Origin of the sequence: Variovorax sp. efr-133-TYG-130, from assembly GCF_030208835.1 — a bacterium.
Classification (GTDB): Bacteria; Pseudomonadota; Gammaproteobacteria; order Burkholderiales; family Burkholderiaceae_C; genus Variovorax.
The window spans coordinates 31488-46078 of the sequence record NZ_JARVTD010000024.1 but is presented as its reverse complement, the minus strand read 5'-3'; the positions used below and the strand labels follow the sequence as shown (position 1 = coordinate 46078).

The following is a 14591-nucleotide window of genomic DNA, read 5'->3' as shown; positions in this document are numbered from 1 at the left end:
ATATGAAAATCCCCGTGACGAAGAAAAACAGCTTTTTTCCCGCAGCCCATGGAATACTGTATAAAAATACAGTTAACAGTCTTCGCCATGGGCCTTCCTTTCCTCGATTCCTTTTCCGCTGCCGCGGGCCGCGGCGTCTGGCATGCCGACGAACTCGGCCTGGCCGACGCCCAGGTCGTCGCGACCGGCCATGCCGCGCTCGACGCGGAGTTGCCGGGCGGCGGATGGCCGGTCGGCGCGATGACGGAACTACTGCAGGCCGCGCCCGAAGCCCATGTCTGGCGGCTGCTGCTGCCGGCGCTGGCGCAGGCGGTGCAGGCGCGCGGCGGGCCGGTGGTGCTGGTCGGTCCGCCCTTCGAGCCCTGCGGGCCGTCGCTCGCGGCGCAGGGGCTGCCGGTAGAAGCGCTGATGTGGGTGCGCAGCGAGGCACCGGCCGCGCGGCTGTGGGCCTGCGAGCAGGCGCTGCGCTGCGCCGACGTGGCGGTCGTGGTGGCGTGGCTGCCGCAGGCGCGGGTGGCCGAACTGCGGCGGCTGCAACTGGCGGCGGCGCAGCATGAACTGCTGCTGTTCGTGTGCCGGCCCGACTCGGTCGCGTTGTCGGCTTCGCCCGCGCGGCTGCGCCTTCGCACCGACCGCTGCGAGGCCGATGCTTCGCAGATCGCGCTGCACATCCTCAAGCGCCGCGGGCCGCCGCTGGCCTCGCCGGTCATGCTGCCCGCGCGCAACGAGCGCATGGCCGCGCTGCTGGCCGCCGCCCGGGTGCGCCGCAAGCTGCGGCTGCAGCAGCAAGGCACCGTGGTGGAAGCCGGCGAGACGTCAACCTCCGCCAAGGTGGTGCGCATCGACGCGTGGAAAGGAGGCCCAGGTGCACTGGATCGCCTTGCGGTGGCTACTTGACGACGCCGGCACGCCCGAGGGCCCGGTCCTGCCCACGCCCGAGGCTCTCGGCTGGTGGGCGCTGCGCTACACGCCCCACGTCGCCTGGCAGGACGAAGCGCTGATGCTCGAGGTCTCGGCCTGTGAACGCCTCTGGGGCGGCCGGCTGCAGCTGATGCGCCTGCTGCTGGCCGACAACCCCGCGCCCGACGCGCGCATGCTGGGTACGCAGGGCGCCACCAGCCTCATCGCGCTGGCGCGGCTGCGGCTGTTCGCGCGCGAAGAGAAGCGGCCGCAAGACGTGCCCGCCGGCCTGCCGCTCGACACCCTGAGCGCGGCGCGCGCGCACCTCGACCTGCTCGCGCGCCTCGGTTGCCGCACCTGGGGCGACGTGGCTGCGCTGCCGCGCGGCGGGCTCACGCGGCGCTTCGGTGCCGAGCTGCGCGATGCGCTCGATGCCGCCTGGGGCCTGAGCCCCGAAAGCCATGCCTGGCTCACGCTGCCCGACGTGTTCGAGCAGAAGCTCGAACTGCCCGCGCTGGCCGAAACCGCGCCCGAACTCATGTGGTCGGCCAACCGGCTGCTGGCCTCGCTGCAGCTGTGGCTGCGTGCCCGCCAGCGCGGCGCGCGCGCGCTCGAGCTGCAATGGACGCTCGACCTCAAGCGCTTCAACGGCGTGAACCTGCCGCCGCACCAGCAGGTCACCGTGCGCACGGCCGAGCCCACGCAGGACATGGCGCACCTGCGCCGGCTGATGTCCGAAAAACTCGCGCTCACCACGCTCTCGGCGCCCGCGAGCTGGCTGCGGCTGCGCACGCTGGAGACCGATCCGTGGGCCGGCGCCAGCACCAGCTTCCTGCCCGAGGACAACCGCAAGGGCGACAGGCTGCACGAGATGGTCGAGCGCCTCAGCGTGCGGCTCGGCCCGTCGCAGGTGCTGGTGCCCTCGGCACAGGCCGACCACCGGCCGGAGCGCAAGCAGGCGTGGCGGCCCGCGCTGCACAAGGACAAAACCCCGCCCGACAAGGCGCGCAGGCAGGCGCAGGCCGCCGCCTCGCAGCCCGATGCCATCTATCCGCCGTGGCTGCTGCCCGAGCCGCTGCGGCTCGAGATGGACGGCGAGCGCCCGTGCTATCGCGGCACGCTGAGCAGGCTGGTCGGGCCGCAGCGCGTAGAGGCAGGCTGGTGGGGTGACAAGGAAGAGGGCGGCCAGCCCGCCATGCGCGACTACTACGTCGCGGAAAGCCCCGAAGCCGGGCTGGTGTGGATCTTTCGCGAGCGGCCCGCTGCGCGCTTTTCTTCGGGCGAGGTGCGCTGGTACCTGCAGGGGTTCTATGCCTGAGCTGAGCGACAAGCAGGAAAGCAGGCGCCAGCCCGCCAAGGTGCATGCGCTGCCAGTGCCGCTGCGCAAGCCGCCCGCGTTCACGCTGCCCGACTACGCGGAGCTGCACTGCCTGACCAACTTCAGCTTCCAGCGCGGCGCATCCACGCCCGAGGAGATGGTGGAGCGGGCCTATCAGCTCGGCTACACGGCGCTGGCGATCACCGACGAGTGCTCGGTGGCCGGCATCGTGCGGGCGCATGTGGGCTTGCGCGACCTGCCCGCGAAGCTCGAAGAATACGAGCGCGAAAACCCCGACGAGCCGAAGATCCCGCGCAACCCGGCTTTCCGCCTGCTGTTCGGCAGCGAGTTCCAGTTCGAGCGCTTCAGGCTCGTGGTGATCGCCAATGACACCGAAGGCTGGGGCAACCTGTGCGAGTTCATCACCGCAGCACGCAACACCGAGCTGCCCAAGGGGGAGTACCGCGTGAGCTGGGAGGAGAGCGACGTGGCCTCCCTGCAGCGCTGCCAGATCATTTTCGTGCCGGACCGCAACCCGGGCGGCGCCATGGACACGGCCACGCTGCATGAAGACCTGATGGCCGCCAGGGCGCTGTACGGCGAGAACCTCTGGCTGGCCGTGGAGCTGTTCAGCGAGCTCGATGACGACCTCTGGCTGGTCACGCTGATGGAGGCGGGCGAGCAAGCCGGCGTGCCGCTGGTGGCGGCCGGCGACGTGCATATGCATGCGCGCTCATGCAAGCCGATGCACGACGTGTTGACGGCCGTACGAGAGGGCAAGACGGTGGCCGAATGCGGGTTTGCGCTGCAGTCGAATGCCGAGCGGCATCTGCGGCCGCGCATGCGGCTGGCCGAGATTCATCTGCGGCAGATGCTCGACAACACGCTGGTGGTGGCCGAACGGTGCGAGTTCGATCCGGATGTGATCAGGGAGAACTACAAGTACCCGCTCGAAACCCTGGGCAGCAATGAAACGCCGGCGCAGACGCTGGTGCGCAAGACATGGGAAGGCGCGCGCGGCCGCTACCCCGACGGCATTCCCGACAAGGTGCAAAAGCAGGTGCAGAAAGAGCTCGACATCATCATCGAGCTCAAATACGAGATGTTCTTCCTCACGGTGGAGAACATCGTCGGCTTCGCCAGGTCGCAGAAGATCCTTTGCCAGGGGCGCGGCTCCTCGGCCAACTCCGCCGTCTGCTTCTGCCTGGGCATCACCGCCATCGATCCGGACAAGGGCACGCTGCTGTTCGAGCGCTTCCTCAGCCGCGAGCGCCATGAGCCACCGGACATCGACGTCGACTTCGAACATCAGCGGCGCGAAGAAGTCATCCAGTACATCTACGAAAAATACGGACGGCATCGCGCCGCCATCGCCGCCGTGGTCATCTGCTACCGCTCGCGCAGCGCATTGCGCGACGTGGGCAAGGCCATCGGCATCGACGAACGGCTGATCGACGAATTCGCGAAGGACCACTACTGGTTCGACGACACCGTGCGAGGCGAACAGCTGCTGCAGGCTGCCGCGCGTGCAGGCGTGGAAGAAGACGAACTCAAGCTGGTCCAGTGGATCGAGCTCACGCAGAAGCTCAAGGGATTTCCGCGCCACCTGAGCCAGCACGTGGGCGGCTTCGTCCTCACGCACACCAAGCTCACGCGGCTGGTTCCGGTCGAGAAAGCGTCGATGAAAAACCGCTCCGTCATCCAGTGGGAGAAAGACGACCTCGAAGCGATGGGCATGCTCAAGGTCGACGTGCTGGCGCTCGGCATGCTCAGCGCCATTCGCCGCGGGCTCGAGCACATGAACCGCTGGCGGGGCTCGACGGTGGAGATGCACCAGATAACGAACGACGACCAGAAAGTGTTCGACATGATCTGCGACGCCGACACCATCGGCGTGTTCCAGATCGAGAGCCGAGCGCAGATGTCGATGCTGCCGCGCCTGAAGCCGCGCAGTTATGAAGACCTGGTGATCGAGGTGGCGATCGTGCGGCCGGGGCCCATACAGGGCGGGATGGTGCATCCGTACCTCAAGCAGCGGGAGCGGGTGCGCAAGGGCTTGGCGATTCACTACGAAAAAGAGGAACTGCGCGAGGCACTGGAGCGAACGCTGGGCATCCCGATCTTCCAGGAACAGGTGATGCAGATCGCCATGATCGCGGCCAGGTTCACGGCGGATGAAGCCGATCAGTTGCGGCGAGCCATGGCCGCATGGAAGCGCAAGGGCGGCCTCGGCAAGTTCCACGACAAGCTCGTGCGCGGCATGGTCGACAACGGCTACAAGGAAGCCTTTGCCGAAGCCATCTTCAAGCAGGTCATGGGCTTCGGCGACTACGGCTTCCCCGAAAGCCACGCCGCCAGCTTCGCGCTCTTGGTCACGGTGAGCAGCTGGCTCAAGCACTACGAGCCCGCCTGCTTCCTGGCCGCGCTGCTCGACTCGCAGCCGATGGGCTTCTACAGCCCCTCTCAGCTGGTACAGGACGCGCGCCGCCATGGCGTCGAGGTGCGCCCGGTCGATGTGACGCGCAGCGACTTCGACACCACGCTCGAAGCGCGGGACCCCGATGCACCGCGTCCTTGCGGCATCGATGAACGCTATGCCGACCGCCTCGGCAACGAGAACCAGCCCGCGGTGCGCCTGGGCCTGAACCGCATTGCCAGCCTCAGCGCGGGCGGCGCCGAGCGCCTGCTGCAGGCCCGCGCCGCGGCACCCTTCACCAGCACCGAAGACCTCGCCCTGCGCGCCGAACTCGACGGCAAGGACATGGCCGCATTGGCCGCGGCCGATGCGTTGATGTCCCTCTCCGGCCACCGCCGCCAGCAGGTGTGGGACGCCACGGCGCAACGCCGGGCGCCGGCCCTGCTGCGAGGCGTGCCCATCAACGAGCAGGCGCTGCTGCTGCCGGCCGCGTCCGAGGGCGAGGAGATCGTCGGCGACTACGCGTCGCTCAGGCTCACGCTGCGCCGCCATCCGCTCGCGCTGCTGCGCCCGCGGCTGGCGCGCATGAAGCTCATGAGCGCGGCCGAGCTGCGTTCGGTGCCCAACGGCCAGACTGCGCGCGCCTGCGGCATCGTCAAGGGCAGGCAGCGGCCGCAGACGGCCAACGGCACCATCTTCGTCACGCTGGAGGACGAGACCGGCAACGTCAACGTGATCGTCTGGAGCCATGTCATCGAGGCCTGGCGCGAGCCGCTGCTCAAGTCGCACCTGCTCGCGGTGCAGGGCACGTGGCAGCGCGACGATGAAACCGGCGGCAAGGTGCAGCACCTCGTGGCCACCGGCTTCAAGGACCTGACGCCGCTCATGGGCCGGCTCGCGCAGAGCAACACCAGCCGCGACTTCCATTGACGGATCGATCGATGCAACCGATCGTTCCATGCCTCGCGTTCCGAAAGACTTTTCGCTAACCTGCCAGAGCCATGCCCGAACTCGTCCTTGACCCCGTCGTCGCTACGCCCATCGGTCCGCCGCCGCCCGCACCCGACGTGCCGGTGCCCATGCCGCCGCCACCGCCATCCGTGCCACCGCCGGAGGGCGATCCGCCGCCGGTGGTTCCGCCGGTCACCGACCCCGGTTTTCCGCCACCGGTGGTCGATCCGCCGCCGATGCAGACCGCCTCCTGCGAAGCGGTCGAGGTGCCTTTCGGCAAGCTGCACGCACGGCGCCTGCGCGAGATCTACCGTTCCGCCGGCTGGCCCTGCTGCGACGGCATCGAGGTCGAACTGCTGGCGGGCGGCTTTCTCGAGCGCGTGCGCAGCATGCACGGCCACGAGACGCTGCGCGTGACCGACGCCGGCATTGCGCGCATCGCGACCACGCTCACCATCAACCGCGCGGCCCTGTCGCCGCACGAGGCGCTGGTAGAGCGCGTGGCGCGCGAGATGACGCGCGGCGGCCGCATCGCATGGCGCGGCCTCGGGTTGCGCGCACGGCTGCCGCCGCTGGAAGACGGCGGCAAGCCGCGCTGGTGCATCGCGCGGCCCGATGTGTTCTCGATCCGCAATACCAGCGTCGAGGCTTATGCACACCCCATCGTGCACGAGGTGAAGGTGAGCCGCGCCGATCTGCTGGGCGACCTGCGCAAGCCCGACAAGCGCGCGGCGTACCTCGACCTGGGCGGCGAGTGCTGGTACGTGCTGGGCAACGACGCGAAGGGCCGCTGCATCGCCAAGCCCGAAGAGGTGCCGGCCGAATGCGGCGTGATGGTGCTCGAAGGCGAACGGCTCGTGGTGGCGCGTGCGGCCGTGCATCGCAGCTTCGAGCGCATTCCGTTCGGGGTGTGGCTGGCGCTGGCCAAGGCGAAGCCCATTGCCGGCTTCGAGGAAGACGCGCAGGATCTGCTGATCTGACGCGCCGGTGACCGTGTCAGGTCACGGCGTCGTAGCTCTGGTGGGCGATGGCCACCGCGCCGTTCGGCACGAACAGGCTCTGCATGCGGCGCATGCCTTCTTCGCGCCCTTCCGCGCTGGCGTTGGCCTTTGCGCTGTCGAGTATCCGGTCGCAGAGTTCGAGCACGTCCCTGGTGATGCGCTCGTAGCGGTAGTAGGCCAGCGCGACTGCGTCGATGTCCGACGGGCCGTAGCCTTCGTAGAACAACGCTTGCTGCCGAGGCTGGTTCCACGCGTTGCCGCCGCCGATGAACATCAGGTCGCGCTCCTTGGGCGCGAAGATGGGCGCGTGCCAGCCGACGATGCACAGCCGGTCGTCTTCGCCCACGATGACGTTGCCCGCGTGGATGTCGGAGTGGCACGGCACGAGCCGCGGTGGGCGTTCCAGCAGGATGGACGCCAGTTGCTCGCTGCGGTAGACGACAGTGTCGATCTCTTCGGCGTGCTCTTCCCAGAAGGCGAGAAAGCGCTGGACGATGCCGTCGCCAGCAGTGCCGTTGATGAAGCGGCGCTGATAGCGGCGCACGCCTTCGCGCCACTGGTGCGCGTAGCTTTCCTTGGGGAGCTTGGCGAGCGGGGCTTCGGGGAGTTGGGTGCGGTGGATGGCGCCGAGCGCCTGGCCGAGTGCGATCCACTGCCGGTCCGACAAGGTGCGGTCGAAGCCGCTCTGTCCGTCGAAGAATGGGTAGAGCGTCCAGTCGAAGCCGTGGCCCTGGGTGCTCAGCGTGCCGTCCGTGGCGGGCATGGGGGCCATCACGGCATCGATGCCCTTGTCGTGATGAAGAAAGGCGCAGAGGGCGAGAGCGGCAGGAGGATCGATGGCGCCCTGTTGCAGCTTCAGGAAATACCGCGTCTCGTCATCCGCAATGACGCGAAAGGCAGCGGATGTGGCGCTTGCGCCCGCAGGAAGAAGTTCGACCCGGGCAACGCGGAGCCGGTAGGCCTGCGCGAGGTGCTGGGCGATGGTCTCGTGCGAGATGTCTGAAGGTGTCGGCATAAGGCCACTGTAGTGCCTTGCGAATGAATTGCGTGCGATCGTGATGTGGGGCATCCTGTCCTGCTGCAGAGGCCGACGGGAAGCCGTCTGCCTACGGTATGGTCGTTCCTTCAGTATTCCTGTGGCCACCAGCTCTCGGCCGTCGTGCGGATGACGCGCGCCGCCTGGACGCGAACGTCGTCCTTGTCATGGATGTCGTACTGGCCCTGTTCGCGAGCCACCTTGAAAGGCCAGGTGGAGACCCGGCCCTTGCGTGAGCGGGGCTGCAACGGATGCAACCTCGAGAAGAAAAGAGCCTGCGCGGAGGGCGCGGGCGGGTTGGCGGTGGTCATCGGCGTCGCCTCGATGTTGTTCTTGGAGACGACGAATTTTAGAGAAATACTGTATGCATGTACAGTATATTTGCGAGCTCACGGCGCCGTGCCCAGCAGGGCCTCCAGGTCGATGCCGGCGGCCATCGCCTTGTAGCCGGCGTCGCCCGGATGCAGGTGGTCGCCCGAGTCCATGGCCGCCTTCAGGCGCGATGGGTGGGCCGGGTCGCGCAGCAGTGCGTCGAAGTCGATCACCGCGTCGAACGCGCCGCCTTCGCGGATCCAGCGGTTCACGGCCTGGCGCACCTTGTCTTTTTCGGGTGCGTAGTGGCCCGCGAGTGGCGTGCCTTGCAAGGCGCCTTCATTGGGCGGGATGGTTCCGGCCACGATGCGCACGTTGTGGGCACGGGCCATCTCTATCAGTTGCCTGAAGCCCTGGATCAATTCTTCCGCGCGCATCGCAGGCTCGTCGGGCGCGAACGGACCGCCGGGCCAGCCGATGTCGTTGGTGCCCAGCAGCACGACCATGGCCCGCACGCCCGGCTGCGCGAACACGTCGCGGCCCGCGCGTTCCAGGCCGGCGCGGCCCATGCCGTCCTTCAGCAGCCGGCCGCCGGAGATGCCGGCGTTCAGCACGGCGACGCCACGGTTTGCCAGCCGCTCGGCCAATGCATCGGGCCATCGGGTGTTGGCGCCGGGAGTGGAGCCGTTGCCGTCGGTCAGCGAATCGCCGAGGGCGACGACGGTGACCGGGGGCTTGGGCGTTTCCACGATCAGGCCGCTGACGTAGACGCGGGTGCTCCACTGGCTCGCGTTGGCCGGCATGCGCGGGGCGCCGGTCAGGTCGCCGTCCGCCACGTAGGCGATCTGGCGTGCATCGAAGTGAAAGCCCGCGGGCTGGCTGGGGCGCGGCAGATAGAGCGACACCGCAACCTTGCCGAGCGCGGGCAACACGATGTCGAGCGGATCGCTGACGAGCCGGGCGCCGGGCGGCACGGTCACCTCGGCCTGGCCGCCGAAGTGCAGTTGCCGGTCGGTGCCTTCCACGATCCCGGAGCCCTCTGCATGGCGTGCCACGCGAGCCGCGCCGATGTGCAGCGGCGACGTGCCGCCTTCATTGCTGACCACCACGCGCAGCCGCGTACCGCCGATGCTCAGGCGAGCCACCTGTCGAACGGTCTGCCGGTTGAACTGGAACGGCAGGCCCGGGGGCAGCACGAAGTCGCCGCTCCAGATGGGCTGCGTGCTGGCGACCCAGCTGGGGCTCCAATAGGCGGTTGCGGGTTCGGCCGCGGACGCGGAGACCGCGGCGGCGAGTGAAAGCGCCAAGGCGCCGTGGCGGATGAGCGACGTGAATGCAGAGGGTGTCATTTGCATGTCCTTGGATGAAAAGCGAATCGATGACACGACTTTCATTCATGCAGATACGGATGGGTAGAAGGCAGAATGGCATTCAGCCCATTCCAAATTCGAATACATCCGCCATGGACACCTTGCGCGCCATCGAAGCCTTCGTGCACAGCGTCGAACTGGGCAGCCTGTCGGGCGCCGCGCGTGCGCTGGACACCACGCAGCCCACCGTCAGCAAGCTCGTCGCGGGGCTCGAGCGCTCGCTCGGCGTGCGGCTGTTGCGGCGCACCGCCGCGGGCCTGAGCCTGACGGAGGAAGGCCAGCGCTTTCACGAGCGCTCGCGGCGCGTGCTCGAAGACTACGGCGACGCGGTGGCCGATGCGCGCGAAGGCATCCAGCAACCGCGCGGCCTGCTGCGCGTGAGCGCCCCTGTGACGCTGGGCCAGCGGCATCTCAGTGCGATGGTGCTGGAGTTCCTGGCGCTGTACCCCGACATCGAGCTGGAGTTGGTGCTCGACGACAGATTCGTCGATCCGCTGGAGGAACGCGTCGACGTGTCGTTGCGGGTCAGCGGCAAGCTGCCGCCCGATCTCGTTGCCCGGCATCTCGGCACCTGGCCGCGCGTGCTGGTCGCCTCGCCCGACTACATCGCCGCGCGCGGCAAACCGCGCAAGCCGCAGGATCTGCTGACGCACGACTACCTGCGCTATGCGGGCGGAGACGACGGCGTGCTGCTGCAGGGGCCGAACGGGCCGGAGGCGGTGCCGGTGCGCAGCCGCTATCGCGTCAACAACGCCGTGGCGCTGCTCGACAGCGTGCTCGGCGGCGCAGGCATTTCATTGCAGCCGACGTGGATGGTGGCGGACCTGCTGGCGCAAGGCCGGCTGGTGCGGTTGCTTGGCCGGCACACAGGGCCGGCGCAGGAGCTTCACCTGCTGTATGCGCCGCGCCGCCACCTGCCGCTGCGGGTGCGCGTGATGGTGGATTTCCTGGCCGAGCGGGTGTCGCGCTTGCCTGGAGCCTTGTCGCCCCGGCAAGGCTGACGCCGTCAGTCGATGCGGATTTCGAAGTACGCCTCGTCGGTTTCGCCCAGATCGCGAAAGCCCGCGGTTCGCGCGGCGTCGTAGGCCTTTGCCCAGCGCTTGGCCATTGCGATTTCTGCCTTCGAGAGTTCGCTTTCGGTCGACTCGCTGGCATTTTGAAAGGCGCGCAGCGCGGGAATGACATCGTTGCCCAGCTGCCGGTCGATTTCGCGGCGGAAGCGCTGCTCGGCCACTCTTGCGGCGTCTGCCGATGGAAGTGCGTAATCCGCCAGCCGCACGGTGTAGGCGTCTGGTGGCGAGGCATCGGCTTCTTCAGCCGCTGCTTCGACCTCCACGAAGTGGAGCGGGGCTTCGAATTCGGGCAACGATGCGGCAGGCATGGGGGCTGGCGTGGTTGCGCGGGGAAAGAACAGTTCAGCTTGGTTCATCGTCCTGGTGTGCTTGGGGCAATTGACCGGGATTGGGAATTTCAGAACTCCCGTGAAGTACTGTTTGAATATACAGTATTTTGATGTGCAAGCAAACCGGCCGATACCCGCCGCTGAGGCTCAGACAGCCGATATCGCGGCTGTCTCCATGAGGCCGCGGTCGAAGACGGGCGGTGTCGTGACGATCGATGTCAACGCAGGCTCCGCCGCTCGCAGCGCTGCCAGGTCGGGGCGCGGCCTGCGCAGTTGCGCATCGCGAGAGAACGCCGCCTCCATGGCATGGGCCGCACCCAGCACCTGGTGGTCCATCCTGAATCCGCCCACGACCTGCAGCCCGAAGGGCATGCCTGCGTGGTCGACGCCGCAAGGCAGCGAGATCGCCGGGTGCGTCGTGAGCGTGACCACATAGGTCAGCGCCAGCCAGCGGTAGTAGTTGGCTTGCTTCTCGCCGTTGATGGTGTCGGCGTACGGCTGCGTCCAGGGGAAGGGCGAGACCGGGGTGGTCGGCGACAGCACGAGGTCGTAATCGGCGAAGGTTGCCTGGAAGCGCTTGAGAAGGCGGGTCTGCTCGGCCTGCGCCCAGGCGCTGTCGAGCAGGCTCATCTGCGCGCCCATTTCGTAGTTCGCGCGCGAGTGCGGGCCCAGGCTGTTGGGGTCGCGCTCGTAGGCTGCCTGCATGCCCGCCACGAAAGCCTCGGCGCGCAGCACGTCGAAGCAGCGATGCGCCTCGCCCATGTCGAACTCGACCTTGTCGCAGCGCCGGAACAGGTGCCGCATGGCCTCGATCTTGCGGCGGAAAGTGGCGCGGATGCGGTCGTCCACCGCGCAGGTGCCGAAGTCTTCGGTCCATGCCACGCGCAGGTTGGCCAGGTCGACCGGAGCCGGCTTGAGAAAGGACAACGGATCCAGCGGGTGGCTGAGCGGGTCGCCCGCGTGCATGCCGGCGGATGCGGCCAGTTGCAGGCACGCATCTTCCACCGTGCGGCCCATGGGGCCGACGACCGAAATCGGGGTCCAGCCCAGCGGCTTGCGCACGCTCGGCACGATGCCCGGCGAAGGGCGGAAGCCCACCACGCCGCACTTGGCCGCGGGAATGCGCAGCGAGCCGCCGGTGTCGGAGCCGGTGCACACGGGCAGCATGTCGCAGGCCAGCGCCGCCGCCGAGCCGCCCGAAGAGCCGCCCGCATTCAGGTTCGGGTTGAAGGGGTTGCCGGTGGCGCCCCACACTTCGTTGCGCGAGTTGGCGCCCGCGCCCATCTCGGGCACGTTGGTCTTGCCCGTCACGATGGCGCCCGCGCGGCGCAGGCGGGCCACCAGTTCGATGTCTTCCGCAGGCACGTGGTCGCGATAGATGGCGGAGCCCCAGGTCGTGAGCAGGCCCTGCGTGGGCTCGAGGTCTTTCACGCCCAGCGGCAGCCCGTGCAGCAGTCCGAGCGGGTCGCCGCGCATGACCGCGCTTTCCGCGCCTTTGGCTTCCGCGCGCGCGCGTTCGAAGCAGGTGGCGGTCACCGCGTTGACGAAGGGGTTCACGCGTTCGATTCGCGCGATGCATGCTTCCAGCAGTTCGACCGGCGAGATCTCCTTGCTGCCGATGAGGCGGCGCAATTCGATGGCGGATTGCTCGACGAGCTCGGCGGCGGGTGGCGATGTGTTCGGTGTTGCGTTCATCGGTCGCTCTTCAATCGGCCGTGATGCTCGCGCGCGCAGCCACGGCGCGCATCACCGGCAGTTCGCGGTTGATGAGTTCGCTGGCCGCGGCAGCATTGCTGTAAGACGGCTCCAGCCCCTGGCCCAGCAGCTTGGCGCGCGTGTCGGGGTCGGCAATCGTCGCCGCAAGGGCCTTCTCGAGCTTGGCCTTCACATCGGCGGGCAGTCCTTTCGGCGCCGCCAGCATCAGCCAGGCGTCGATGTCTATGTCGGCATAGCCGCTCTCGGCCATGGTCGGCACGTCGGGAAGCAAGACGGAGCGCTTGGCCGTGGTCAGCGCAATTGCCTTGATCTTGCCGCTCTTGAGTTGCGGGATCGCTGCGCTCACGGTGTCGATGCTGAAGGGAATCTGCCCGCCCATCAGGTCGGTCATGGCCGGAGCGCTGCCCTTGTAGGGCACGTGCGTCATCTTCAGGCCGGCCGCGTGCAGGATGCTTTCGCCGGCGAACTGCGAGGTGGTGCCGGTGCCGAAGGAACCATACGAATATTTGCCGGGCGACGCCTTAACGTAGTCGACGAACTGCTTCACCGTCTGCACCGGCACGTCGCTGTTGGCCAGCAGGATCAGGGCGATGCGCCCGGCGATGCCGATCGGGTCGAAGCTCTTGACGGGGTCATAGGGCAGGTTGGCGCGGATGGCGGGGTTGACGGTGAACGTGGAGCCCGAACTGACCAGCAGCGTGTAGCCGTCGGGCGCCGCCTTCGAGACGTAGCTTGCGCCGATCACCGTGCCGGCGCCTGCGCGGTTCTCGATGACGATGGGCTGCCCGAGCTCCTTGCCGAGCCGCTGCGCGATCACGCGGCCGTTGACGTCCGTCGCGCCCCCGGGCGGGAAAGGAATCACGAGCGTGATCGGTCGCGAGGGGAAGGCCGTCTCGGCCGCGGGCGCGATCAGCGGCACCGGGGCAAGGCTGAATCCGTACAGCAAGGCGAGGGCCGCGCGGGCCATGAGCGGAAGACGGTTCATCGGAGCTCCTGATGGTTCGAGAGAGTGCGAAAGAAAGTCATCCTAGGAGTCGGCAGTCGATGCAACAAGCGCAATGTTTAGAATCTTTCATTGCCGAATAAGCAATCAAAAACCGGAGAATTCCATGTCACTTCGTGCCTTGCAGGAGACCGCGGTCCGCTATTTCCTCGAGGTCGTGAAGACCGGCTCGGTGAAGGAAGCGGCGCTCAAGCTCAACGTCGCGCCTTCGGCGGTGAGCCGGCAGGTGGCGCGCCTGGAGCGCGAACTCGACACGCTGCTGTTCGACCGCCACGCGCGAGGCATGGTGCCCAATGCCGCCGGCGAACTGCTCGCGGCGCATGCCAAGCGGGCGCAGCAGGACATCGAGCGGGTCGCGAACGACATCGCCGGCTTGCGCGGCCTGCGCAGCGGACATGTGCGCGTGGCGAGCACCGAGGGCTTCGCCTTCGACTTCATTCCGACCCTGATCGCCCGCTTCCGGCGCAAGCACGAGGGCGTGCGCTTTCATTTGCAGGTCTGCTCGCCGGCGGACATTTCCAGGCATGTGCGCGACGGCGAAGCCGATGTCGGCATCACCTTGAGCGCCGTGCCCGAGCCCGGCATCGAGATCGAGCTGCGGCACCCCAGCCCCATCCTGGCCGTGATGGGCAAGGACCATCCGCTGGCGTCGCAGCGGCAGTTGTCGCTGCGCCAGGTGGTGGCGTACCCGCTGGGCTTGCCGCAGGAAGACAGTTCGATACGGCGCCTGCTCGACGCCAGTTGCAGCCGGCAGGGGCTGAGCTATGTGCAGGCCATGTCCAGCAACCACGCGAGCGCGCTGCTGAGCTTTGTGGCGACGGGTGGAGACAGCATCGCCTTCTACGGCGCGCTGTCGATGCGCTCGCTGCTGCAGAGCAAGGCGCTGGTCGTCATTCCGCTAAAGGACCGCGAGATGAACGAGCGTCATCTGGAGATAGAAACCATGGCGGGCCGCTCGCTGCCCGATGCGGGAAAAGCCTTCGTGCGCTTTCTGGTCGACGCGGTGAAGGCTACGTGATGCGGTCCGGGAAGAGGAAAGGGGAGTGGAGCGGGTGAAGGGAATCGAACCCTCGTATGAAGCTTGGGAAGCTGCCGTTCTGCCATTGAACTACACCCGCATCAAGCAGCGGATTCTACAGAGGAAAAGCAGAGCCCTTCCCCGTAAC

Annotated in this window: 12 protein-coding genes and 1 tRNA gene; 6 read left to right on the top strand and 7 right to left on the bottom strand. The window is 67.7% G+C overall.

Features of this window, described 5'->3' with window-relative positions; translation table 11 throughout:
• Positions 1–87 precede the first annotated feature (87 nt).
• From imuA to QRN67_RS20625, 4 genes are all read left to right on the top strand, one after another.
• Positions 88–897 carry a translesion DNA synthesis-associated protein ImuA gene (gene imuA / locus QRN67_RS20640; protein ID WP_285413333.1) on the top strand — a complete coding sequence of 270 codons (810 nt, stop codon included), beginning with the start codon at positions 88–90 and terminating at the stop codon, positions 895–897.
• The gene (locus tag QRN67_RS20635; protein WP_350226936.1) at positions 866–2218 is read left to right on the top strand and encodes a Y-family DNA polymerase; all 1353 of its coding nucleotides are present in this window, start codon (positions 866–868) and stop codon (positions 2216–2218) included. The genes imuA and QRN67_RS20635 overlap by 32 nt, the downstream gene beginning before the upstream one ends.
• Entirely contained in the window at positions 2211–5564 is a 3354-nt protein-coding gene (locus QRN67_RS20630) for an error-prone DNA polymerase (RefSeq protein WP_285413331.1), read from the top strand. The genes QRN67_RS20635 and QRN67_RS20630 overlap by 8 nt, the downstream gene beginning before the upstream one ends.
• Positions 5565–5635: 71 nt before the next feature.
• Positions 5636–6565, top strand: coding sequence for a hypothetical protein (locus QRN67_RS20625; protein ID WP_285413330.1), 930 nt, complete (start codon positions 5636–5638; stop codon positions 6563–6565).
• Positions 6566–6581: 16 nt separating this feature from the next.
• Here QRN67_RS20625 and QRN67_RS20620 read toward each other — a convergent pair whose 3' ends face one another.
• The 3 genes from QRN67_RS20620 to QRN67_RS20610 all read right to left on the bottom strand — a co-directional run bounded on the left by QRN67_RS20620 (position 6582) and on the right by QRN67_RS20610 (position 9283).
• The gene (locus tag QRN67_RS20620) at positions 6582–7601 is read right to left on the bottom strand and encodes an aminoglycoside phosphotransferase family protein (RefSeq protein ID WP_285413329.1); all 1020 of its coding nucleotides are present in this window, start codon (positions 7599–7601) and stop codon (positions 6582–6584) included.
• Between the two features lie 110 nt (positions 7602–7711).
• Positions 7712–7933: a hypothetical protein gene (locus tag QRN67_RS20615; protein WP_106937484.1), complete on the bottom strand. Its 222-nt coding sequence runs from the start codon at positions 7931–7933 to the stop codon at positions 7712–7714.
• Positions 7934–8011: 78 nt separating this feature from the next.
• Positions 8012–9283 carry an SGNH/GDSL hydrolase family protein gene (locus tag QRN67_RS20610; protein ID WP_285413328.1) on the bottom strand — a complete coding sequence of 424 codons (1272 nt, stop codon included), beginning with the start codon at positions 9281–9283 and terminating at the stop codon, positions 8012–8014.
• Positions 9284–9396: 113 nt separating this feature from the next.
• Here QRN67_RS20610 and QRN67_RS20605 point away from each other — a divergent pair, with 113 nt between their 5' ends.
• A complete protein-coding gene (locus tag QRN67_RS20605) occupies positions 9397–10305 on the top strand; it encodes a LysR family transcriptional regulator (RefSeq protein WP_285413327.1) in 909 nt (302 codons plus the stop codon).
• A 5-nt stretch (positions 10306–10310) separates the two neighbouring features.
• Here the strand turns inward: QRN67_RS20605 and QRN67_RS20600 are convergent, their stop codons facing one another.
• The 3 genes from QRN67_RS20600 to QRN67_RS20590 form a co-directional block, all read right to left on the bottom strand.
• Complete coding sequence (locus QRN67_RS20600; protein WP_285413326.1) at positions 10311–10685, bottom strand: hypothetical protein; 375 nt, start codon at positions 10683–10685, stop codon at positions 10311–10313.
• Positions 10686–10853: 168 nt separating this feature from the next.
• Complete coding sequence (locus QRN67_RS20595) at positions 10854–12401, bottom strand: amidase (RefSeq protein WP_285413325.1); 1548 nt, start codon at positions 12399–12401, stop codon at positions 10854–10856.
• A 10-nt stretch (positions 12402–12411) separates the two neighbouring features.
• Complete coding sequence (locus QRN67_RS20590; RefSeq protein WP_285413324.1) at positions 12412–13407, bottom strand: Bug family tripartite tricarboxylate transporter substrate binding protein; 996 nt, start codon at positions 13405–13407, stop codon at positions 12412–12414.
• 124 nt (positions 13408–13531) lie between these two features.
• Here QRN67_RS20590 and QRN67_RS20585 point away from each other — a divergent pair, with 124 nt between their 5' ends.
• On the top strand, positions 13532–14443 hold the full coding sequence (locus QRN67_RS20585; RefSeq protein ID WP_106934881.1) for a LysR family transcriptional regulator: 912 nt from the start codon (positions 13532–13534) through the stop codon (positions 14441–14443).
• Between the two features lie 26 nt (positions 14444–14469).
• Here QRN67_RS20585 and QRN67_RS20580 read toward each other — a convergent pair.
• Positions 14470–14543, bottom strand: a tRNA-Gly gene (locus QRN67_RS20580).
• Positions 14544–14591 lie beyond the last annotated feature (48 nt).

Bases quoted from the DNA above. Each gene is read 5' to 3' on its own strand.
- imuA (WP_285413333.1), top strand. From the start codon at position 88: ATGGGCCTTCCTTTCCTCGATTCCTTTTCCGCTGCCGCGGGCCGCGGC.
- QRN67_RS20630 (WP_285413331.1), top strand. From the start codon at position 2,211: ATGCCTGAGCTGAGCGACAAGCAGGAAAGCAGGCGCCAGCCCGCCAAG.
- QRN67_RS20625 (WP_285413330.1), top strand. From the start codon at position 5,636: ATGCCCGAACTCGTCCTTGACCCCGTCGTCGCTACGCCCATCGGTCCG.
- QRN67_RS20620 (WP_285413329.1), bottom strand. From the start codon at position 7,601: ATGCCGACACCTTCAGACATCTCGCACGAGACCATCGCCCAGCACCTC.
- QRN67_RS20615 (WP_106937484.1), bottom strand. From the start codon at position 7,933: ATGACCACCGCCAACCCGCCCGCGCCCTCCGCGCAGGCTCTTTTCTTC.
- QRN67_RS20610 (WP_285413328.1), bottom strand. From the start codon at position 9,283: ATGACACCCTCTGCATTCACGTCGCTCATCCGCCACGGCGCCTTGGCG.
- QRN67_RS20605 (WP_285413327.1), top strand. From the start codon at position 9,397: ATGGACACCTTGCGCGCCATCGAAGCCTTCGTGCACAGCGTCGAACTG.
- QRN67_RS20600 (WP_285413326.1), bottom strand. From the start codon at position 10,685: ATGCCTGCCGCATCGTTGCCCGAATTCGAAGCCCCGCTCCACTTCGTG.
- QRN67_RS20595 (WP_285413325.1), bottom strand. From the start codon at position 12,401: ATGAACGCAACACCGAACACATCGCCACCCGCCGCCGAGCTCGTCGAG.
- QRN67_RS20590 (WP_285413324.1), bottom strand. From the start codon at position 13,407: ATGAACCGTCTTCCGCTCATGGCCCGCGCGGCCCTCGCCTTGCTGTAC.
- QRN67_RS20585 (WP_106934881.1), top strand. From the start codon at position 13,532: ATGTCACTTCGTGCCTTGCAGGAGACCGCGGTCCGCTATTTCCTCGAG.